Origin of the sequence: Sphaerobacter thermophilus DSM 20745, from assembly GCF_000024985.1 — a bacterium.
Taxonomy (GTDB): domain Bacteria; phylum Chloroflexota; class Chloroflexia; order Thermomicrobiales; family Thermomicrobiaceae; genus Sphaerobacter; species Sphaerobacter thermophilus.
Genome location: NC_013523.1, coordinates 1,258,425 through 1,279,828, shown reverse-complemented (window position 1 = coordinate 1,279,828; position 21,404 = coordinate 1,258,425). Strand labels below are relative to the sequence as shown.

Annotated in this window: 18 protein-coding genes and 2 tRNA genes; 19 read left to right on the top strand and 1 reads right to left on the bottom strand. The window is 66.1% G+C overall.

Annotation, left to right across the window (positions count from 1 at the left end; all coding sequences use genetic code 11):
* Position 1 precedes the first annotated feature (1 nt).
* From STHE_RS05815 to STHE_RS05780, 8 genes are all read left to right on the top strand, one after another.
* Positions 2-961 carry a UDP-glucuronic acid decarboxylase family protein gene (locus STHE_RS05815; RefSeq protein ID WP_012871640.1) on the top strand — a complete coding sequence of 320 codons (960 nt, stop codon included), beginning with the start codon at positions 2-4 and terminating at the stop codon, positions 959-961.
* Positions 942-2,480, top strand: a complete 1,539-nt coding sequence (locus STHE_RS05810) for an O-antigen ligase family protein (RefSeq protein WP_012871639.1) — start codon at positions 942-944, stop codon at positions 2,478-2,480. Before STHE_RS05815 ends, STHE_RS05810 begins: the two co-directional genes overlap by 20 nt.
* Before the next feature lie 140 nt (positions 2,481-2,620).
* Positions 2,621-3,574, top strand: coding sequence for a lysylphosphatidylglycerol synthase transmembrane domain-containing protein (locus STHE_RS05805; protein WP_052295266.1), 954 nt, complete (start codon positions 2,621-2,623; stop codon positions 3,572-3,574).
* 7 nt (positions 3,575-3,581) lie between these two features.
* Positions 3,582-4,715, top strand: a complete 1,134-nt coding sequence (locus STHE_RS05800) for a glycosyltransferase family 4 protein (protein ID WP_012871637.1) — start codon at positions 3,582-3,584, stop codon at positions 4,713-4,715.
* The gene (locus STHE_RS05795) at positions 4,712-4,891 is read left to right on the top strand and encodes a hypothetical protein (RefSeq protein WP_012871636.1); all 180 of its coding nucleotides are present in this window, start codon (positions 4,712-4,714) and stop codon (positions 4,889-4,891) included. The genes STHE_RS05800 and STHE_RS05795 overlap by 4 nt, the downstream gene beginning before the upstream one ends.
* Positions 4,892-4,914: 23 nt before the next feature.
* Positions 4,915-6,495, top strand: coding sequence for a flippase (locus tag STHE_RS05790; RefSeq protein WP_012871635.1), 1,581 nt, complete (start codon positions 4,915-4,917; stop codon positions 6,493-6,495).
* A 110-nt stretch (positions 6,496-6,605) separates the two neighbouring features.
* Positions 6,606-6,682 (top strand) — tRNA-Asp (locus STHE_RS05785).
* A 171-nt stretch (positions 6,683-6,853) separates the two neighbouring features.
* Positions 6,854-6,927 (top strand) — tRNA-Asp (locus tag STHE_RS05780).
* A gap of 206 nt (positions 6,928-7,133) precedes the next feature.
* Here the strand turns inward: STHE_RS05780 and STHE_RS05775 are convergent.
* Positions 7,134-7,613 (bottom strand): VOC family protein, encoded by a 480-nt coding sequence (locus tag STHE_RS05775; protein ID WP_012871634.1) that lies wholly within the window; start codon positions 7,611-7,613, stop codon positions 7,134-7,136.
* Between the two features lie 915 nt (positions 7,614-8,528).
* Here STHE_RS05775 and STHE_RS05770 point away from each other — a divergent pair.
* The 11 genes from STHE_RS05770 (at position 8,529) to STHE_RS05720 (ending at position 21,332) form a co-directional block, all read left to right on the top strand.
* Positions 8,529-9,221 (top strand): formyl transferase, encoded by a 693-nt coding sequence (locus tag STHE_RS05770; RefSeq protein WP_012871633.1) that lies wholly within the window; start codon positions 8,529-8,531, stop codon positions 9,219-9,221.
* A gap of 59 nt (positions 9,222-9,280) precedes the next feature.
* A complete protein-coding gene (locus STHE_RS05765; RefSeq protein ID WP_012871632.1) occupies positions 9,281-10,576 on the top strand; it encodes a carboxylate--amine ligase in 1,296 nt (431 codons plus the stop codon).
* 3 nt (positions 10,577-10,579) lie between these two features.
* Positions 10,580-11,443: a phosphatidylserine decarboxylase gene (locus tag STHE_RS17845; RefSeq protein WP_012871631.1), complete on the top strand. Its 864-nt coding sequence runs from the start codon at positions 10,580-10,582 to the stop codon at positions 11,441-11,443.
* Positions 11,433-12,617, top strand: a complete 1,185-nt coding sequence (locus STHE_RS05755; protein WP_012871630.1) for a lipid II:glycine glycyltransferase FemX — start codon at positions 11,433-11,435, stop codon at positions 12,615-12,617. Before STHE_RS17845 ends, STHE_RS05755 begins: the two co-directional genes overlap by 11 nt.
* Before the next feature lie 130 nt (positions 12,618-12,747).
* Positions 12,748-13,857 (top strand): lipid II:glycine glycyltransferase FemX, encoded by a 1,110-nt coding sequence (locus STHE_RS05750; RefSeq protein ID WP_012871629.1) that lies wholly within the window; start codon positions 12,748-12,750, stop codon positions 13,855-13,857.
* A 29-nt stretch (positions 13,858-13,886) separates the two neighbouring features.
* Positions 13,887-15,014, top strand: coding sequence for a GNAT family N-acetyltransferase (locus STHE_RS05745; RefSeq protein ID WP_012871628.1), 1,128 nt, complete (start codon positions 13,887-13,889; stop codon positions 15,012-15,014).
* A gap of 50 nt (positions 15,015-15,064) precedes the next feature.
* Positions 15,065-16,189 carry a GNAT family N-acetyltransferase gene (locus STHE_RS05740; RefSeq protein ID WP_012871627.1) on the top strand — a complete coding sequence of 375 codons (1,125 nt, stop codon included), beginning with the start codon at positions 15,065-15,067 and terminating at the stop codon, positions 16,187-16,189.
* 482 nt (positions 16,190-16,671) lie between these two features.
* Positions 16,672-18,306: a tyrosine-protein kinase domain-containing protein gene (locus STHE_RS17840; protein ID WP_012871626.1), complete on the top strand. Its 1,635-nt coding sequence runs from the start codon at positions 16,672-16,674 to the stop codon at positions 18,304-18,306.
* Between the two features lie 71 nt (positions 18,307-18,377).
* Positions 18,378-19,103, top strand: coding sequence for a sugar transferase (locus STHE_RS05730; protein WP_041399620.1), 726 nt, complete (start codon positions 18,378-18,380; stop codon positions 19,101-19,103).
* A 32-nt stretch (positions 19,104-19,135) separates the two neighbouring features.
* Positions 19,136-20,215, top strand: a complete 1,080-nt coding sequence (locus STHE_RS05725) for a Gfo/Idh/MocA family protein (RefSeq protein ID WP_012871624.1) — start codon at positions 19,136-19,138, stop codon at positions 20,213-20,215.
* Positions 20,175-21,332 carry a DegT/DnrJ/EryC1/StrS family aminotransferase gene (locus STHE_RS05720; RefSeq protein WP_012871623.1) on the top strand — a complete coding sequence of 386 codons (1,158 nt, stop codon included), beginning with the start codon at positions 20,175-20,177 and terminating at the stop codon, positions 21,330-21,332. The genes STHE_RS05725 and STHE_RS05720 overlap by 41 nt, the downstream gene beginning before the upstream one ends.
* Positions 21,333-21,404 lie beyond the last annotated feature (72 nt).

Here is a 21,404-nt window from a genome sequence, read left to right as displayed (position 1 = left end):
CGTGCGCATACTTGTCACCGGCGGCGCCGGCTTCATCGGGTCTCATCTCTGTGACGCGCTCCTGGCAGCCGGCCACGACGTGATCGCCGTCGACAACTTCATCACCGGACGCCGGGCAAACGTCGCCCACCTGATGGAGCATCCGCGGTTCACCCTGGTCGAGCATGACGTCATCGAGCCGCTCGACATCGAAGCCGACCAGATCTATCATCTGGCCAGTCCGGCCAGTCCCGAGGGCTACATGCGACACCCGATCGAGACCCACCTGGTGAACTCGGTCGGGACACTGAACCTGCTCCGTCTCGCTCAGCGCAGCGGCGCGCGCTTGCTCTTCACCTCGACGTCGGAAGCCTACGGCGACCCGCTAGTCCACCCACAGCCCGAGACGTACTGGGGCAACGTGAATCCGATCGGGCCGCGCAGTTGCTACGACGAGAGCAAGCGCTTCGGCGAGTCGATCACCATGGAGTTCATCCGGCGCTACGACCTGGACGCGCGCATCGTTCGCATCTTCAACACTTACGGCCCGCGCAACGACCCGCAGGACGGCCGCGTGGTGCCCAACTTCATCATGCGCGCTCTCCGGGGCGAACCACTCCCGATCTTTGGAGACGGATCACAGACCCGATCGCTGTGCTACGTCAGCGACCTCGTCCGCGGCCTGATCCTGGCGATGGAGCGCGATGAGGCTCGCGGGCAGGTCATCAATCTGGGGAACCCGGATGAGCGGACGGTGCTGGAACTCGCGCAGATCATCCTGGATTTGTGCGACTCCCCGTCCGAGGTGGAGTTCCTGGAAAAACGGCCGGACGATCCTGAGCGCCGCTGCCCTGACATCACCCGGGCGCGCACCCTGCTAGGCTGGGAACCAACCGTGTCGATCGACGACGGCCTGCGGGAGACGATCGCCTACTTTCGCCGCTACGTAGGGCAGGACCCACGTGCGATTCTCGACGGCTAAACCGCTCCCCGGTCTGCCGGCCCCGACGCTGATTGGCTGGGTGCTCGCCGTCACGGCAGTCCTGGCCATCCTGGTACTGCCCCGACCGTTCGACTTGCTGGCAATCCCTGCGGTCGCGGCAGGGCTCTTCTACCTGCTAGTTCCCGCCGCCGCGGCGGTCTTCCTCGTCGCATCGGTCCCGGTGCAGGCAACCGGGGCGATCAGTGCGGGCGGCGTCGAATGGACCGCCACGAAGGTCGCGCTGGGCGCGGCCATGGGTGCGCTCGCCATCCACCTGGTTACCCGGCGTGAGACCATCCGATGGTCGAGCATCTTGGTGCCGTACAGCGCGTACCTGCTGGTGATGGTGGCGTCGATGCATGACGCCCAGTACCTTCGCCCCGCCATCGCCGAGATCTACCGCTGGTCGACACCGCTCTTCACCTTCCTGCTGGTCCTGCACGTGGTGCGATCACGACGGGCCGCGCTGGCCATCCCGATCGCCATCGGTGCTGGGGTGCTCTGGCAGGCGACGTCGGGTGTGATCCAGTCGCTCCTTGAGCTGGGGCCTGAGAGCTTCGCCGCCGGAAGTGGGCTCTCCCGCGCCTACGGCAGTTTCGGTAAGCCCAACACCTATGCGGCCTACCTTGAACTGAGCGTGCCCATGCTCCTGGTGCTCGCCGGGTGGGGTATCGGTCAGGTCGTCCAGCAGTTCCACACCTACCGACAGTCCCGGTTGCACGGGATGCTCGCGAGCCGAGCCGAGCGTGCCTCCCTGATTCGGTGGTCCGGATTCTCCCTCTGGATGGCGGGGTGTACGCTGGCCGGCCTGGTCGGTATCGTGCTCAGCTTCTCCCGCGGTGCGTGGCTCGGCACCGCGGCAGGACTGCTCGCCATGCTGCTCGTCTCAGCAAGGGGGCTGCCGATCGCCCGCGTAGCGATCGCCGGCGCCGTGGCCGTTGCGCTGTTCGCGGGTGGCATGCGGTACGCGCCTGAGGCGGTGCAAGCGCGTTACGAGCAACTTGTTAGCCAGGTCCGGCTCTTCGATTCGCGCCAGGTGATCGTCACGGCGGAGAACTTTGCCTCCGTGGAACGCATGGCCCACTGGCAGACAGGGATCGCCATGTTCCAGGCCGAGCCACTCCTCGGCGTCGGTGTCGGGAACTACAACGCCCGATTCCGCGAGTTCCAGATTCATCCCGGCTTCCCCAACTCCGCGGGACACGCGCACAACTACTACATCCACACCGCCGCGGAGACCGGCACGCTCGGCCTCGCCGCCTATCTCTGGCTGATCGGAACCGCCCTGGCGGTAGCGCTACGGGCGGCCCGGACAACACAGGACGCCCTGAGCCGAGCGGTCGGCCTGGGCGCGGTCGGCGTGACGGTGGCCCTGATGGTGCACAATGTCGTGGAGAACCTGCATGTCTTGAGCCTTGGCATCCAGCTCGCTGCAATCTGGGCGCTCGCGGTGCTCGCCCTCTACAATCCACCGTGGAGGGGCGTCACGCGGGCGCGAGAGGGAACGAACAGCGCGTGAGGACATCACCAAGACTCGATGAGACACACCAGGAGCACGCACCCGCCCCTATAACGGCCGCCGACCTAAACGGCGCCACCCCCGGGGACGGCGCACCAACCGACGACAACGGCTGGAGCGATGTCTCGCTCCTCCGGCGGGTGCTCCGCCCACAGACGCTCGTCTCGTTTGGACTCGCCGCCGCCATTGTCGCCTTCATGCTCACTCGCTTCGACCTCAACCTTCGTGCGGTCCTGAGCGAGATGCGACACGCGAACCCGCTCTACCTCGGGCTTGCCTTCGCGTCGTACTACGGCGCCTTCGGCTTCCGCGCGGCACGATGGCGTTCCCTGCTGGAGAGCGCGGATATTCGCCCACCGGACGGCCAATCGCTGCCGGGGCTACCCGGCCTCAGCGCGATCTTCGTCCTCTCCTGGTTCGCCAACTGCATCGTGCCGGCCAAGCTCGGGGATGCTTACCGCGGCTTCTTGCTCAAGCAGCGAGCACGCACGTCGTTCAGTGGCACGCTCGGGACCATCTTCGCGGAGCGGCTGGTCGATCTGGCGACACTGGCGGCGTTGCTCGTCGGATCCGGCTTCATCGTGTTTGGGAGCCGCCTGCCGCGCAACATCACGTCATGGATGCTCTTCGCCTCCGGGTTGGCTGTGGTCGTCGTCACCGGACTCCTCATCATCATGCGATTCCGACATTTGCTCCGCAGGCTGGTGCCCACCCGCATCCGGCACCACTACGTCCGTGTCGAGGAAGGTGTGATCGGCTCCTTTGGCAGCGTCCCGACGGTATTGGGTCTCACCGCGATCATCTGGCTGCTGGAAGGCGTGCGCCTGTATTTCGTCAGCATGTCTGTCGGCGCGGGCATCTCGCTCGCTGCCGCCCTGTTCGTGGCGCTGCTCGCCAGCCTGCTGACCGTCGTCCCGGTCACACCCGCTGGTCTGGGATTCGTAGAGTTGGGTATCGTGGGTGCGTTGACCCTGTTCGGGGTGTTCCACCAGACCGCCGCGTCGGTGGCGCTCCTCGACCGGGTCGTGGCGTATTGGAGCGTCATCGCCGTCGGGGCGGTTCTCTATCTCATCACCCGCTGGCGGTGGCGGTGAGGCAGGTATGAGGATCGCGATCGACTACACCCCCGCCATCAGGCAGGGAGCGGGAATCGGACGCTATACGCGGAGCCTGGTCAGCGCCCTCGCGGGGCGCCTCAGTGATGGCGAAGAGCTTGTCCTCTGGCATACGCGGGATGCCGAGCCGGAAGATCCACCCTCGTTGGCTAACGATCGTGTGCAGCTTCGGCGTGTGCCCCTGCCCGAGCGTGTGCTGACGGGCGCCTGGCACCGGTTGCACGCCCCGTTCCGGCTCGAGCACCTGATCGGGTCAGTCGACGTCGTTCACGGTCCCGACTTCGTCATCCCGCCAACTAGCGCACCGGCAGTCGTCACGATCCACGATCTGAGCTACATCGTCACGCCCGAGTACGCGCACCCTGCCCTGCGCCGTTACCTGATGCAGGCCGTGCCCCGCGCACTCGAGCGCGCTGCGGGGATCGTCGCCGTCTCCGAGACGACCGCCTCCGACCTGGTCGAGCACTACAGCGCACCGCGGGAGCGCATCACCGTCATCCCCAATGGGGTCGATCCCCGCTTCCATCCCCCATCGCAGGAGGAGATCCGACGGGTCCATGCCAAGCTCGAAGTGCGGCGCCCGTATTTCCTGACGGTCGGCACGATCGAGCCACGCAAGAACCATCGCACGCTCCTCGAGGCGTTCGCCCAGGTGTACGCGGCCTTTCCCGAGGCTTCCCTGCTCATCGTCGGGCGGCATGGGTGGCTGGCCGACCCGATCGTCGCTGAGATCGACGCCGCAGCGCGAAGACTCCCGGTCCGCCTGCTGTCTCGGATCGACGACCGGCTGCTCCCGGGACTCTACGCCGGGAGCACGGCGCTGGTCTATCCTTCGTGGTACGAGGGGTTTGGCCTTCCCGTGGTTGAGGCGATGGCGAGCGGGGCGGCGGTGATCACCAGCGATCATGGAGCCCTTGCCGAGGTCGCGGGCGACGCCGCCCTGCTGGTACCGGCAGGGGACGCAGACAAGCTGGCGGAGCAAATGTGCCGCGTGCTAGAGGATACGGCGCTGCGTGAAGACCTTGTGCAACGTGGGCGGGCGCGTGCCGCACAGTTCACCTGGGAGGCCGCCGCGGACGCACACCTAGCGCTGTATCGACGAGTGATGGCGGAACGATGAGTGATCAAGCGCCCGAGCCGCCGGGCGATGAGGCGGTCCAAGATGAGCCCCGTCCCCCGAGCAGGAATGCGCAGCGGTCGATCCTCCTGATCGCGCTCGTCTTCTACCTCCTGCTCGGCTGCATGATGGTGACCGTCGGGCTGGCCATCGCCTACCGTGTGTCGTCCGGCCAGTAGCGACGGGAGATGCACGCCGAACGATGACCGACGCGCTCGTAACCTGGCCTTACACCTCGGCGGTGCTCCTGGCGGGTGCCGCCCTCTTTGCGACCCTCCTTTTCGCGCTCGCCCGGTTCGGCATCCCCGGCGTGGACCGCATCTCCGCTAACACTATCCAGCGACTGGCCAAGAACAGCGCCGCCCCGATCGCCGGGCAGCTCGCCAACCGGGCAGCCGATCTGATCTTCGCCGCCTTCGTGCTCAGGCTCCTCGGTGCCACTGCCAATGGGCAGTACGCGGTGGCCGTCGTGACCTGGCTCTACCTGAAGACGATTTCAGACTTCGGCCTCAGCGTCCTTGTCACGCGCGAGGCGGCGCGTTCACCCGATCGCGCGGGCTACTTGCTGGGTGCCAGCACCCTGCTTCGCATCGTCGTGCTTGCCGCGCTGGTCCCGCCAATCGCCGCGTATGCCGTCGGCGGCACGCACCTGTTCGATCTCTCTCGCGCGAGCGCCATTGCGATCGGCCTGCTCACCCTGTCGCTCGTCCCCGGCAGCTACACGGAGGCGATCAACTCGATCTTCAACGCCCACGAGCGGATGGAGCTGCCCGCTGCGCTCAATGTCGCCACCAATCTTTTCCGTGTTTGCCTGGGCCTGGCCGCGTTGGTGGCGGGGTTCGGTGTCGTCGGACTGGCACTCGTCGCGTTGGTGACGACCACCGTGTCCACCCTCGCCTACCACGTTGCCCTGCGACACGTCGGAGTCCGGCCCGTGTGGCGACTCACCCGGAGCGAGGCGCGCTGGCTGATCACCGTCTCCTGGCCGCTCCTCTTGAACTCGCTCCTGGTGAACCTCTTCTTCCGGGCCGACGTGTTCATCATCCAGGCTGCGCGCGGTGACCACGCACTCGGCGTCTACGACGCCGCTTACAAGTTCATCAACACGGTTCTCCTGGTCCCGACCTACTTCACCCTGGCGGTCTTCCCCATCCTGTCGCGATACGCGGCGTCCGATCAGACGCGCCTCATCGACAGCTACCGGCTCGCGACCAAGTTCATGCTGATCATCGCCTGGCCAATGACGCTCGGCACGGTCGCGCTGGCGCCGCTCCTGATCGGCATCCTCGGCGGCGCTGAGTTCCTCCCCGACTCCGCGAGCGCGCTGCGAGTCCTCATCTGGTTCCTGCCATTGAGTTATGTCAATGGCGTAACCCAGTACGTCTTGATCGCGGTGGACCGTCAGCGGACGATAACCGGAGCCTTCGCCGCCGCCGTGGTGTTCAATCTTGGCGCCAACCTCCTGCTGGTGCCGCGCTTTGGGATCTACGCCGCCGCGGCGGTGACGGTCGCCACCGAGGTCGTCATCTTCGCCACGCTCGCGGTGGCGGTGCGGCGCTACATCGGGTATTTCAACTGGGCCGGCATCGCCGTGCGGCCGGCGCTGGCGTCGTGCGCAATGGGCGCCGTGTTGCTTCTCACCTGGCGCGCCGGTGCGATCCCGGCAACGATCGCCGCGAGTCTCTCCTACGCGGCTGCGCTGGTCGTCTCCGGGGCTGTGGGAAGGCAGGAGGCGAACATCGTCCTCGCCCTGCTGGGGCGGGCTCGTACCGTTGCATCGTGAGTCCGCGGCAACCACGTACCAGGTCGCGCATTTCCCCGGTTCCCGCGCCAGGACGCCGATTTCTCTTGACACCTCGGGAGGACCGTGGTACCATACCGGCCGGTTGGCCTGGAGGCGTGGTGTAGTGGCCTAACATGCAGCCCTGTCAAGGCTGAGATCGCGGGTTCGAATCCCGTCGCTTCCGCCAGACAGCATCTCACACGGCGACCCACGCGGGTCGCTGTGTTGTTTGCCGCAGAGTCCGGTTCTGGTGCCATACGGATCGTATGCGGCATCGTAGTCTCGCGCATGGCCACGGAGGAACCAGCCGGCGCGGGCACGACGGCGAAAAACATGGTAAAGTATGGACCGATAGCGTGGGGGCGTGGTGTAGTGGCCTAACATGCAGCCCTGTCAAGGCTGAGATCGCGGGTTCGAATCCCGTCGCTCCCGCTGCAAGAGTTCACAGATGGCGACCCATCTGGGTCGCCGTCTTGTTGTCTTCCCAGCGCCCGGCATGGCGCCACGCTTCGGGCGTCGGCGTACGATCCCGCAGCGCGCTGTCACGCCGTCTGCGGTGGAACCCAGCGAGGCACTAGCTCTCGGCGGGCGCGTTGAGCGAGCCGTGCGGCGGAGTCGCCCGCCGCACAGTCCCTGGCCTAACGTCCCTCGTATGCGCGCTGGAGCTCGGCGATGTCGAGCTTAGACATCTTGAGCATCGTCTCCATGACGCGGTTCGCCCGCTCGCGATCCTCATCCCGGAGGTACTCGTCCAGGATCGATGGGACGACCTGCCAGGAAACCCCGAACTTGTCCTTCAGCCACCCGCAGGGACCAGGCTCGCCGCCATCAGCGGTCAGCTTCTCCCAGTAGTGGTCGACCTCTTCCTGCGTTGCACAGTCGATGATGAAGGACACGGCCTCGTTGAACTTGAACTCCGGCCCACCATTCAGGGCAAGGTACTCCTGGCCGTTGAGCCGGAAGGAGATCGTGACGACGGACCCCGGCTCGCCCGGTCCCACCTCGGTGTAGCGGGTGACGTTGAGCACCTCCGAGTTGGGGAAGACCGACAGGTAGAAGTTTGTGGCCTCCTCGGCCTGACCGTTGAACCACAGGCACGGAGTGATCGTCTGCGCCATCCTCGGCTCCGTCTCGCTAGGCTCCGGCATCACCGGAGCCGCTGAAGATAACAACCTCTTTGGATAGTCGATCGGCCACCGACCATATCGACAGGGGCGGCGTCTGTTCCGTTTCGGAACAGTCCGCATCTGCTTCCGCACCAGCGACTGACCACGGGAATAGCTGACCACTCTGTCAGTATCCGTGGCACACCGGGTGCAGGCAATCCTCTCTGACTTGCTGGTACCACTCTTGGTGACTGCGGGCGCCGCCACCGTGCCCGCCTAGAAGGGACGCACGGGCCGCAGCGCACGCCCAACCCTGCACCTGACGACCGGTCCCAACGTCAGTGCATCGCCGGGCTCCGCAGCGCCCTCGAGGCGGGTGGCTATTCCGGGGCTTGGAGCGGACGCCCCTGTGAACATCCCCACACGGTGAACTCAGTGGAGCGCAGCCGTTCGCCCGCCAGTACCGAACACCGACCCGAACCTGCGATCCGAGGCGACATCCATCATCATCCGGTTGGAAAGGCCGGCCGGTTCGGGGGTCGGAGTGAACACCAGGAACGGGACGACACTCACCCTGCAACCGACTCCCCAGTGCCCAGAGGAGCGACCACGCCGGCGTGGTTTACCCACGTGGAGTCCACGCAATCACTCTCGACGCCTCCGGACAGTGTCCAATGGCGTCCAATTCACGCCCCTGGGCGCTCCTTATCCCCTGTATGGACGCGGCAGTGTCCACGTTCTTGCCAGGGATCCAAGAATTGTTAGGTTGTTGGCAATGTCCGGTAAGCGAGAGTTCATCTGGCCCAACTAGGCTCACTGGGTAGTAGACGGACAGCACCCACGCCGCCGGCATCGCGGCGCAAACGGGTGTTGGCAACGGTAATGCCCTCTCGATCGTCACCAGCGCCGAAGGTGAGGACCACACCCATGAGCCTGCAGCCCAGTCGACCGCGCACCGTCATCGTGCTCGGGAAAGGAACCCTGGCCATCCGGATCGCCGACTGGTTTCATCGAAGCCCTGACTACCACCTGACACAGGTCGTTCCGGTGGTTCCCGAGCCGATCTGGACCGATTCGTTGACGGCCTGGGCACACGAGCACGGTGTCCCTGTCGTCTCCTCCGGGCACTACCGGGACATCGAAGGGGTGCACGACGCCTCCTGGCGCGTCGACCTGGCAATGTCGGTTTTCTACGGGCACATCATCCGCCCGTGGTTCATCGCCAAGTGTGAGCGGATTTGGAATCTCCACAACGGCCCCCTCCCCCGCTACCGGGGCGTGTCGCCAATCAACTGGGCGCTGAAGAACGGCGAGCAGAAGCACGGCGTCACCATCCACGAGATCACACCGGGGATCGACGACGGGCCAATCATCGCCCAGGTGGAGTACTCCATCTACCCCGAGTTTGACGAAGTCCAAGACGTGTACGCCCGTGCGTTGGAGTACGGGTGGACGCTTTTCCAGCAAACGATGCCGCTCGCTGACCGCATCACCCCGAGACCGCAGGACGAGTCTCTCGCCACGTACTACAGCCGCGAGCACGATGCGCTGCTCGGGGATCGCCGTGACTTTACCCGAGCTGCGTCCGAGTCGCAGGTGGCAGCCAGCGACCACCGCTAACCCGGCTCGCACATCGCACGACACCGCCGCGAGGAACAGGTTGGAAGGGCGAACAGGCCGTGACCGAACGCACCATTCGGGAGCACACAGCGTCGGAACGGGGTGCTGCGAGCACCGTCGATCGACAGGACGCGGACAGCCCGGCCCGCACCGAGCCACGCTGGACCCAGTTCGGTGCCTACCCGGGTACGGAGACGGTCGGTGCCGTCGTCGTCGGCGGGAACTTCCCTGGGCTCGGCATCGTCCGGAGCCTCGGACGGCGCGGCATCCCGGTGTGCGTTATCGACGACGAGATCTCGGTCAGCCGGGTCTCCCGGTACACCACGCACCACGTCCGCGTCCCCGACCTCCTCGATGAGCAGCGCGCAGTCGACACGGTCCTCGACGTCGGGCGGCGACTTGGACTGGACGGATGGATCCTGTACCCAACCCGAGATGAGAACGTGGCGGCCTTTGCCCGCTACCGCGACACACTCGCCACCCAGTTTCGCGTGCCGAGCCCTGGTTGGGACAGCGTCCAGTGGATCTGGGACAAGCGCCGGACTTACGACATGGCCGGTCAACTCGGCATCCCGGCACCGCGCACCTGGTGTCCCCGAGATGTCGGTGAGCTCGACGAGCTGGATCTCGAATTCCCGGTCGCAATCAAGCCTGCCATCAAGGAGCACTTCATCTACGCGACGAAGGCGAAAGCCTGGCGAGCGGACAACCGCGAGGAGTTGCGGGAAAAGTTCCAGCGCGCCGCGGCGTTGGTCGAGCCCGGCGAAGCGATGGTGCAGGAAGTGATACCCGGCGACGGGCGCCACCAGTTCGCCTACTGCGCCTTCTACAAGGACGGGCAGGCGATCGGCAGCATGGTCGCCCAGCGGCGGCGCCAGCACCCGCCGGAGTTCGGGCGGGCGAGCACCCTGGCTGAGACCGTCGATATCCCTCTGCTCGAAGAGTTGTCCGAGCGCTTCCTGCGCCACGTCAATTTCTACGGCCTCGTGGAGATGGAGTACAAGCTCGATCCGCGCGACGGGCGGTACAAGCTCCTTGACATCAACGCGCGTGCCTGGGGCTACCACACCCTCGGGCAACGGGCGGGGGTGGACTTCCCGTACCTCCTGTACGCCGACCAGGTTGGCCTGCCGGTCGAGCCCTGCCGTGCCCAGCCGGGTATCCGTTGGATCCGCCTGGTGACGGACCTGCCGACCGGCGCCGTCGAGATCAAGGCTGGGACCCTGTCCTTGCGCTCCTACCTGCGCTCGCTGCGCGGCATCCACATCGAGTCGGTCTTCGCGCGCGAGGATCCCCTTCCCGGGATCTTCGAACTCGCACTGATCCCGTACGAAGCGATCAAACGGGGGTTCTAAGACATGTTTTCTTACGTCGTCGCCGGGGGCCTGGCGGCCCTCGGTACCGCACTCGCATTGGCCTGGAAGTGGCAGCTCGGTCTACGCCGCACCGCGGCGGCGGTCACGGCACTGGCGACCGCGTCGGCTACCCTGGTGACCATGCTCGGCAAAGCCCTCGCGCTCAGCGGTCGTGTTCGCGCCGTCCTGACCGGTGCGTCGACGCTCGCGGGGGCCTTTGCGGTGCTCGCCTATCGCTTCTACCGCGATCCGGAGCGCGTTGCTCCCGACCGCGACGACGCCATCGTCAGTCCGGCCGATGGCACCGTGCTCTACGTCCACCACTCATCCAACGGCGAACTACCGGTGGCCACCAAGCACGGCCGGAACTACACCCTGCGCGAACTGACTGGAACCCCGCTGCAGATTCAGAGTGCCATCGTGATCGGCATCGGGATGAGCTTCCTGGACGTGCACGTGAATCGGGCCCCGATCGCGGGCCGAATCGCGTCGCTCCGACGCTTCCCCGGATTGTTCGGCTCGCTGCGGGACCCGCACATGATCTTCGCCAACGAGCGCGTCACCACTGTCATCGAGAACGGCGACCTCCAGGTCGCAGTGGTGCAGATCGCTTCGCGTCTCGTCCGCCAGATCGCGTCGTTCGTGAACGAAGGCCAGGAGGTCTCATTGGGCCAGCGCATCGGCGTGATCCGCCTCGGTTCACAGGTGGATCTAGTGCTGCCCGCAGTCGAGGGACTGCGCGTGACCGTCCGTCCTGGCGAGCACGTCACGGCCGGGGAGTCGATCCTCGGCATCATCGACGGGAGGGGACTTCGAGGGATCGAAGTCTCGCCCAGTGGAGTATTGGAGGAATCCCGTGCCGAGTAACCACCTGGCGAGGGATGATGTCGGGTTGATCGGTCCGGCGCGGTCGGCCGGTTCAGACACGCCTGGTGTCGGTGAAGACACCGACCTGACAGAACCCCTCCGCGTCGTGGAGATCGACCCGGAGACGGACCGCCGGTGGGCGGACTTCGTGACCGCCCATCCTGATGGGCATGTGTATCACCATCCAGCCTGGTCACAGGTGATCGAAGAGACCTATGGCTACCAACCGGCCCACCTCGCCTGCGAAGATGCGAGCGGGAACCTGCTGGGAGTCTTACCGCTCTTCTCGCAGCGTGGACTGATCAGCGGACGCCGCCTGGTGTCCCTGCCGCACACCCCCGTGTGCGGTCCGCTCACGACCAGCCCGACCGCGACTGCCGCGCTCCTCCGCGCCACAGTGGAGCGCGCCAGGAGTGGCGGCAATCAAGGGCTCATGATCAAGGCAGACGCGCCCGACCTGTGCGCGGACGGCGAAGGGTTGGCGCCTGTCCAGTGGGATCCGACATACGTCGTGGACCTGCCTAGCCCGCCGGAGCCACCCCCTTTCCTCTCGTCCCGCCATCGCGAGCGGATCAAACGGGCAGTCAAGAAGGCGCTCAAGAACGGGGTGGTCACGCGGGAGGTCCACACGCTGGATGAGCTGCGCGAATGGTACCACCTCTACCTCTTGACCATGCGTCGGCTGGGCGTGCCGCCGCGCTCGTTCCGCTTTTTCAGTGTTGCCTGGGAGCGGCTCAGACCCCTGGGGCTGATGTCGGTCCTGTTAGCCGAGCTGCCCACCCCGGACGGTACGAAGATGCTGGGCGGATGTGTCTATTTCCCCTGTGCGCGCACGACGATGTTCGCCTTCACCGGATACCGTCAGGACGCGCTCTCGCTACGCCCCAACGACCTGATCCAGTGGACTGCCATCCACACGGCATGGGAGCAAGGACACCATCGGTTCGACCTGGGCGAAGTGGAGCCGGGAGACGACGGCCTGGCGCGGTTCAAACTGAAGTGGGGTGCGGAGCCGCGGCCGCTTTACCGCTACTTCTACCCCGCTCCCAAAGACGTCGTCATGGACGTCGTGGCGTCGCGCGGCCGGATGCGGGCAGCAGCGCAAGCGACGTGGCGGATGCTGCCGCTCACAGTCACACAGCATCTCGGCGAGGGGATCTACCAATACCTGTGAGAAAGGCGGCGTGTGCGGCCCCGGTGGCCGGGATTCCCCGATCCTACACCAGTACGGTCCATCGGGCGTGCACACTCAATCGGGAGACACGCTAGCAGGGTCACACCGGGGTTGGGAAAGGAGATTGTCGATGCAGCCCGTAATCGAGCACAGGCCTGTCAGCACGCCGGCGCTTCGCGTGCGGCAGGTAGATCCGACTACCGATCCCCGGTGGGCTGCGTTCGTGGCATCACACCCGAACGGGCTGGCATTCCATCATCCTGCGTGGCTCGCCACGCTGGCCGACACATTCGACTTCGCCCCCGTTCATCTGGCCTGCGAGGACGAGCATGGCGCGCTACACGGAGTCCTGCCGCTCTTCTACCGCCGCGGGCTGCTCCGTGGCCGACAGCTCTGGTCTCTACCATACACACCCATCGCCGGCCCGCTGGCTCGGAGCCGGGCCGCCGTAGGGGCGCTGGTCCGCACCGCGGCCGAACTTGCCGGCGATACAGCCGGGCAACGCCTGCAGATCCATTCCGAACTGCCGGATCTCGCAGTCAACGATGTGCCGTTCCTACGCGTCGACTGGTACCCGAACTACGTCATCGACCTGCCAGATCGGTCGGAAGCCCTTCGCTTTTCCAAGTCCCGGCGTCGGGGAATAGCCAAGGCGGTCCGCGCCGGGGTTCGGGTTCGCGACGCCGAAGGTGTTACCGACGTCCACGCGTGGTACGACCTCTACGTCCAAACGCTCCGCCGCCTCGGCCACCCACCACTCCCACTCTCCCTTTTCGAGGCTGCCTGGACCCACATGCGGTCGCAGGGACTGCTCCGCCTGCTCCTGGCGGAGCGGTCAGCGGGCGGACGCACAGAACTCCTCGGCGGAGCCGTCTTGCTCCACGGGAGCACTACGGTCACCGATCAGTTCGCTGCCGACCGGGTGGACGCCCGGCAGTACCACCCGAGCGACCTGATCCTAGGCCAGGCCATCAAACAGGCATGGGAGGCCGGTTATCGACGCTACGACCTGGGCAGTGCCGCGCCCGACCAGACAGGACTCCAACAGTTCAAGGAGGTGTGGGGCGCGCGCGCATGCCCGCTCTTCCGCTACTTCCACCCCCCCACCGACTGGGGCACCCGCCTGTCTAGTCCGCGCTCGCGCACTCGGGGGCAGGCCAGGCTTGCGGCTGCGTGCTGGCGCCGCCTGCCGCCGGCAGCGACGAGGCCGCTCGGTCGCTGGATCCACCGGTATCTGTAGTGCGTGAGAGTGGTGAAGGACAAGACATCATGCGCACCGAAAGTCTCCTGGAAACGCCCCTGTCACGGGAACACTTGCGAGTAACGCTGGTTGACCACACAGCCGACCCGCGGGTGGCCTCGTTCGTTGAGTCCCACCCGGACGGCCTTCCCTTCCACCATCCTGCGTGGTTCCAAACGCTGGTCGACACGTTCGGGTACCGGGCGGTCGCGTTGGCGTGCGAGGACGACCAGGGAATCCTGTGCGGTTTTCTCCCGCTCGTGTACCGCCATGGATGGCTGCGCGGGAAGGCGCTTTGGTCCCTCCCGCACACGCCGCTGGCCGGACCGCTGGCAACCAGCGATGCGGCGGCCACCGCCCTGGTGCAGGCTGCCGTGGAGTTCACCGAGTACGAGGTGGGGCAGCACCTCCACTTCAAGACGCTGTGTCCGGATCTCGATCAGCGCGTTCCATCGTTGCAGCGTTGCGAGTGGTACCCGACGTACATGATACCCCTGCCAAACCGCACCGACCCGTTGCGGATCGGCGCTCCTGGGTATCAGAGCGATATCCGGCGCGGTGTCAAGAAAGCCAAAGAATACAGCCTCCGGGCGCGGGAGGGTAAGAGCATCGATGACCTGCGTGCATGGTATCGGCTCTACCTCGCGGGCATGCGCCGAAAGATGTCGCCCCCCAACCCGTTCCGTTTCTTCGACGCTGCCTGGCATCACCTGCACCCCAAGGGGTTCCTGCGACTCATTCTGATCGAGCAGCAGTCGGGAGGCTCGTCCGAGCTGGTCGGCGGAGCCATCACCCTCATGGTGTCGGAGACGGCGGTTGGCGAAGGCATCGGTCAGCGTGACCGGACGAGCACGCTTCACCTCCACGATCTCTTGTACTGGGAGTCGCTTCACATCGCGTGGGAGGCTGGTTGCCGCGCCTTCGACCTGGGAAATGTGCCGACCGGTCAGGAGGGTTTGGTGCGCTACAAGCGGAAGTGGGGCGGGCAGCCGCATCCCGTCTACCGGTACTTCTACCCAGCGGGCCGACAGCACGCCCGGCTCACCAGTCCCGCCTCGCTCCAGCGGCGATTGACCCGGCTTGGCCAGGCAGGCTGGCAGCACGTCCCACTGGCCGCGACCGAGTGGATCGGGTCCATGGTGACCCACTATCTGTGAGCGTCATCCGATGGCGGCACGCGACTCGAGACGACCTGGGAATGGCAACCATGGCAACCGCATCGATCCCGCAGACCCAACACGATCCCGGCCGGCTACGCGTCGACTTGGTCGACCCCACGGCGGACCCCCGCTGGGCGGCGTTCGTGACAACGCATCCGGACGGGCTGGCGTTCCATCACCCCGCCTGGATCGCAACTCTCGCCGACACGTTCGGCTACCCTCCTGCTCATCTCGCCTGCGAAGACGACCAGGGGAGGCTGCACGGGGTGCTGCCGTTGGTCTACCGACGCGGGTTGATCCGCGGCCGTCAGCTCTGGTCGCTCCCCTGCACGGCCGTGGCCGGTCCGCTCACTACCAGTGCTGCAGCCACGAATGCCCTGATTCAGACTGCGATCAAGTTGGCACAGGAACCGCCCGCTCGCCAGCTAGTACTCCACTCGATGGTGCCGGACATTGACCCAGGAGGCACTGTCCTCACCAGGGTCGAGGGTAGTCCGACCTATGTGATCGACCTTCCGGAGCGCACAGAGCCTCTCCGTTTCGGACCTTCAGCCAAGCATGGTGTGATCAAACGCGGGGTAAAGAAGGCACGAGAATATGGCTTGCGGCTCCGGGAAGCCGAGCGCTTCGACGATCTCACCGCATGGTATCGCCTGTATGTGGCTACGATGCGGGAGAAAGAATCCCCGCCGCTCCCCTTTCGCCTGTTTGATGCGGCGTGGCACCACCTGCGCCCGGCGGGACTCCTCCAGCTCCTCGTGGTGGAGCGGCGGACGGGAGAGGCCACGGAACTCATCGGGGGAGAGATCCTCCTCCTCAATTCCCAGACCGTTCTTGGAGAGTACATCGCCCGGAGCCCGATTGCGGGGCAGCTCCACTGCCAGGACCTGATCCAGTGGCATATCGTCCAGTCCGCGTGGGAGGCGGGATATCGTCGCGTCGACCTCGGCGACGCCCACCCAGAGAGCGGTCTGGCACGGTACAAGCGCAAGTGGGGTGGACAGCCACGGCCGATGTATCGCTACCGAGAGAGTCACCCGCCGGAGCCTCAGAACATCCCCAGTACCCGCTCGCGTGCCAGCACACTGCGGCGGCTAACGAAGCCTGCGTGGCGGCGCTTGCCGCTCCCGCTCGTGGCGCGTGCAGGGGCCCTCGTCTACCGCTACGCCTAGCTGGGCCGGTTGCCACCCGGGGCCGCGCACGTGACGTCCACTGTCTGGCCCGCCGCGGGGGTCGACGCGCCCAAACGCGTCTCCCCCAGGCTCGCCCCCAGAGATAGTCAGTAACATTACTGTTATCGACTACGCGGACAGTTCAAGGCCCCATGTTAATTAGACACCGCCATACTGACACACGAAAACTCCGGTCGATGGTCGGGCCTTAGTCGGTCGGTGGAGAGTTCACGACGCCGGCCCGATCAGCGCGCAGCGCAGGACCGGAGCTGCGCGGGTCACTGTCCCCCGCCCAAGGGTCTATTCGGAGCGGACTCACGCTGCACTCCGCCGCAGCGGCGACGTCACCCACACCGGCGCTCACGGCGCGGGGTGGCTCGGTGGACCGAACGGGCGCGACAGGGACAGTCTGGGAGCAGCCCAAACCTCGGAGGAGACCGACGCGGTGTCGCGTGGCTGCCTCCCTAGACGAGAGTGGTGGAATGGAACTACGCGCCTACGCGGCCATCCTGTGGCGCCGGAGGTGGATCGTTCTCCTCACGGTTCTGACAGCATTGGGTGTCGCGGTCACCGCGAATCGGCTGGTTACGCCTGTCTACGTCGCGACCGCGACGGCTCGGGTCTCCGTGACGTCGGGCTCGATTGACTACGTAATCCGGGACCCGACCTATACGGACCGGTTGCTCAACACCTACCTGACGCTGGTAACCAGCCACTCCGTGCGCGAGCAGGTGGCGGAGGAGCTGAAGCTTAGTTCCCTGCCGGAGATTTCCGGGACCGCTCCGGCCAACTCGGAACTCCTGAATATTAGCGCCGCTCACCGCGACCCCGCCATGGCTGCCGCGATCGCCAACGCTGCCGCGACGGCACTGGCGGCCCATGTGGAGGCTGCCCAGCAGGAGAATCCCGAAACGCGCCAGGCCCTGGGAGAGGACTTCGCGGAGGCCCAGCAGGCGCTGCTCGAAGCCCGACTCCGGTACGAGTCGCTGGCGGCGGACCCGCAGGCGGACCCGACCGAAGTCGCTGCTGCCCGGATTGAACTCGACATGCGGCAGCAGGAGTACAACTCGCTGCAGGCGCAGTACGACCGCGCTCGGGTCACCGAGGCCACGCGTAGCGACAAGATCGTGCTGGCAGACCCAGCCGTACCCCCCGAGAGCCCGAGCTCGCCCAACCAGTTGCTGAACCTGGCTCTGGGACTGGGTGTCGGCCTCGTCGGCGCCGTCGGGCTCGCCTTCCTCGTCGAGAATTTGGACGATCGCCTCTATACCACGGGGGCCATCCGGCGCACAGCACGGGTCCCGATCCTCGCTGTCATCCCGCGTTCCGGGCGACGTGCCCGCATCCTGCTCGTCTCGGCGAACGCCCGTTTGCTCGAGGCGTTCCGCTGGCTGCGAACGAATCTGCTTTACCAGGGCGCCCGTCAACCGCTGAAGGCGATCGTGATCACCAGCTCGCAGCGCGGCGAGGGACGATCCACGGTGACGGCGAACCTCGCCTTCGTGCTCGCCGGGGCGAACCGTCGCGTTGTCATCATCGATGCCGACCTGCGATCGCCGAGACAGCACCAGTTCTTCGGACTGCCGAACGACTGTGGATTAACCAGCGTGCTGCGCGACGAGGCGCCGGTGGCCGACGCACTCCAGACTACGAGGATCCCGCGAATCCAGGTGCTGACCAGCGGCCCCGAGCCGGCCTATCCGCCCGAACTGCTCGGCTCTGAGCGGATGGGTCAGCTCCTGACCGAGCTTCGCGGGACGGCGGATCTGATCCTCCTCGACGCGCCACCACTCGAACAGGTGGCCGATGCCGCGATCCTGGCCGGAATCGTCGACGGCGTCATCCTGGTGGTCCAGCGCGGGCGCGCCCGCGAGGGGGCCGTGATCGCCGCTATCCGCAAGCTCGAAACGCTCCAGGCACGCGTGGTCGGGGTCGTCGCCAACCAGGCGGACGCCGACGACGACGAGCCGGCGGAGAGCTACGAAGTGGGCACGAGCGCTCGCTCAGTCGTGCACGAGCAACTAGCACCGGTCGCTATCCCGAACGGGCGGTCCGCGCGACGGCGCCAGCGGGTAGCGGAAGAAGCTTCTGAGTCGTCACTGCGTGGGGAAGAGTGACTATGGCACACGCTCAGGATCACTCGCCGCACTCCCAGACCACCGCGCTGAACCTGGGGAAGGACACAGTCATGAAGCAGGCGAAGCAGGCGGTGGAGATCCCACGGGTGGTTGTCACGCAAATCGATCAACGGCGACTGCGCTATTACGCCACCAAGCGCTGCATCGACATCGTCCTGTCCTGTGCCGCCTTGGTGCTGTTGTCGCCGGTGCTCGTGGTGATCGCGTTAGCGATCAAGCTGGACTCTCCGGGACCGGTGATCTTCGCCCACGAGCGGGTCGGCGCGCGCCTGCGCCGTCGCGGATCCACCGGGGCATGGGAGATCCGACCGTTTCGCTTCTACAAGTTCCGCTCGATGGTGCACAACGCGGACGAATCGCTCCACCGGGCACACATCGCTGCCTACGCGAACGGGCAGGTGCGGCGTGGTCCCGGCAAGGGCGGCTTCAAGCTCACCGGCGACCCGCGGGTTACCCGGGTCGGGCGCTTCCTGAGGGCAACCAGCCTCGACGAACTGCCGCAACTCGTCAACGTGCTCAAGGGCGACATGAGCCTCGTCGGGCCACGGCCGGTACCCACCTATGAGGTCGAGCACTACGAGCCGTGGCACTTCGAGCGCCTGGCAGCCCTGCCTGGCATCACCGGCTTGTGGCAGGTCACCGGCCGCTGCGCGCTCACCTTCGACGAGATGATCGCGCTCGACCTTGAGTACGTACGGAACCAGTCCACAGCGCTGGACCTCAAGATCCTCGCCCGGACGGTTCCGGCGGTGCTCCGGGGCACCGGAGCTGGATAGTCGACGCACGAGCTACGGGAGGACGGAGGGACATGGTTGAACAGGTAGGCATCGCGGTCCTCGGCTGCGGCTACTGGGGCGTCAACTACGTCCGAGTTTTCAACGAGATCCCCGAGACGCGAGTCGTCGTGGCCTGCGACCAACGGCCCGAGCGGGTGCGCGAGATCGCCCAACGGTACCCAGGCGTCGCCGTGACGACGGATGTCGCGGAAGCCCTGGCCACACCGGGCGTCGACGCCGTCGTGGTCTGCACCGAGGCCACTTCCCACCACCGCGTGGCGCGCGAGTGTCTCCGTGCAGGGAAACACGTCCTGGTGGAGAAGCCGATCGCGACGACGGGCGAGGACGCCGGGGACCTGATCGCGGCCGCCGCGGCCCGCAAGCTGACCCTCATGGTAGGGCATACGTTCCTCTACAACGCGGGCGTGCAGCGCGTCAAAGAGTACATCGACCGGCGAGAGCTGGGTCGGATCTACTACCTGTACGCACGTCGCACCAACCTCGGGCCAATCCGGAGAGATGTCAATGCGCTCTGGGACCTCGCCCCGCACGACATCTCCATCTTCAACTACTTCATGGGCACCGCCCCGCTTTGGGTCAGCGCGGTCGGCTCGCGAGCGCTGCGCAACGGTCGCGAGGACGTCGGGTTCATCGTCCTCGGGTATCCCGACAACGTGCTGGGCCAGATCCATGTGAGCTGGGCCGATCCCCACAAGGTTCGCGAAGTCGTTGTCGTTGGAAGCGACAAGCGGATTGTCTTCAACGACCTTCAAACCATGGAACAAGTGCGTGTCTTTGAGAAGGGCGTAGCCCCCTTGATGCAGAACGGGGAGGGCTACAGCGGGGACCAGCTGGTGGTGCGCGACGGCGACATCATTAGCCCGAGCATCCAACCCCGGGAGCCGCTCAAGACACTCGCCAGCCACTTCGCCGACTGCGTCATCCACGGACGTCGGCCACTCACGGACGGCGACGCCGGGCGCGATGTGGTGCGTGTTCTTGAGGCAGTGGACAAGTCGATGGCCATGCGTGGCACGCCGGTCGAACTCGTGAGTACGGAGGAGTCGCTCTATGTCTATCCAGCAGAATCAGCGTCGCATCCCCTTCGTTGACCTGGCCGCCCAGTACGACAGCATCGCGCCCGAGGTCGATGAGGCCATCGCGCGCGTGCTGCGCGGCGCCGACTTCATCCTTGGCGCCGACGTAGCGGCGTTCGAACGCGAGTTCGCCGACTACTGCGAAATCGAACACGCCGTTGGTGTCGACTCGGGCACATCGGCGCTGGAGCTCGCGCTGAGGGCCTTCAATATCGGCCCAGGGGACGAGGTCATCACCCAGGCCAACACGTTCGTCGCAACGGTGTTTGCGATCGCCTACACGGGGGCGACGCCGGTGCTCGTGGACGTGGATCCGAGCACCTACAACATGGATCCGGAGCTACTGGAAAAGGCCATCACGCCGCGCACCAAGGCCATCATGCCGGTCCACCTGTACGGCCAACCGGCCGACATGGACCCGATCATGGAAATCGCCCGGCGCTACGGCCTGATCGTGATCGAGGATGCCTGCCAGGCGCACGGCGCTCGCTACAAAGACCGGCGGGTCGGCACCTTCGGCCACGCCGCAGCCTTCAGCTTCTACCCGGCAAAAAACCTCGGCGCTTATGGCGACGGCGGTATGGTCGTCACGGCAGACGCCCAGGTAGCCGACGCGGTTCGACTCCTCGGCAACTACGGCCAGCGCGAGAAGTACCACCACTTGCAGTCTGGCTTCAATCGCCGGCTGGACACGCTGCAAGCGGCGGTCATGCGGATCAAGCTCCGCCACCTCGACGAGTGGAACGCCGCGCGGCGCCGCCATGCCGAACGCTACTCGGAGGTCTTACCGGAGAGCGTCGTCATCCCCTCGGTGCCATCGTACGCAGAGCCGGTCTGGCACCTCTACGTGATCCGGGTTCCCCAGCGGGACGCCATGCGCGCCGCACTGGCCGAGCGCGGCATCGCGACAGGTATCCACTATCCGATCCCGATCCACCTGCAGCCGGCCTGCAGGAATCTCGGCTACGAGCGCGGCGCCTTCCCGGTCACGGAGGCCGTCGCCGAACAGATCCTATCGCTCCCCATGTACCCGGAGATGTCGAACGACGCGATCGACTATGTCGCAAGCGCGATCCGCGACGTCCTGGAGCGGGAGCAACCCGCACCGGGGCTCGCGCGGACCGCTGACTGACAGCGACGCGGTTGCCCGTCCGGCTAAGCACGTGCCACCTCGCGCCCTGGCGGGTGCGGCGGTCGGCTGAGG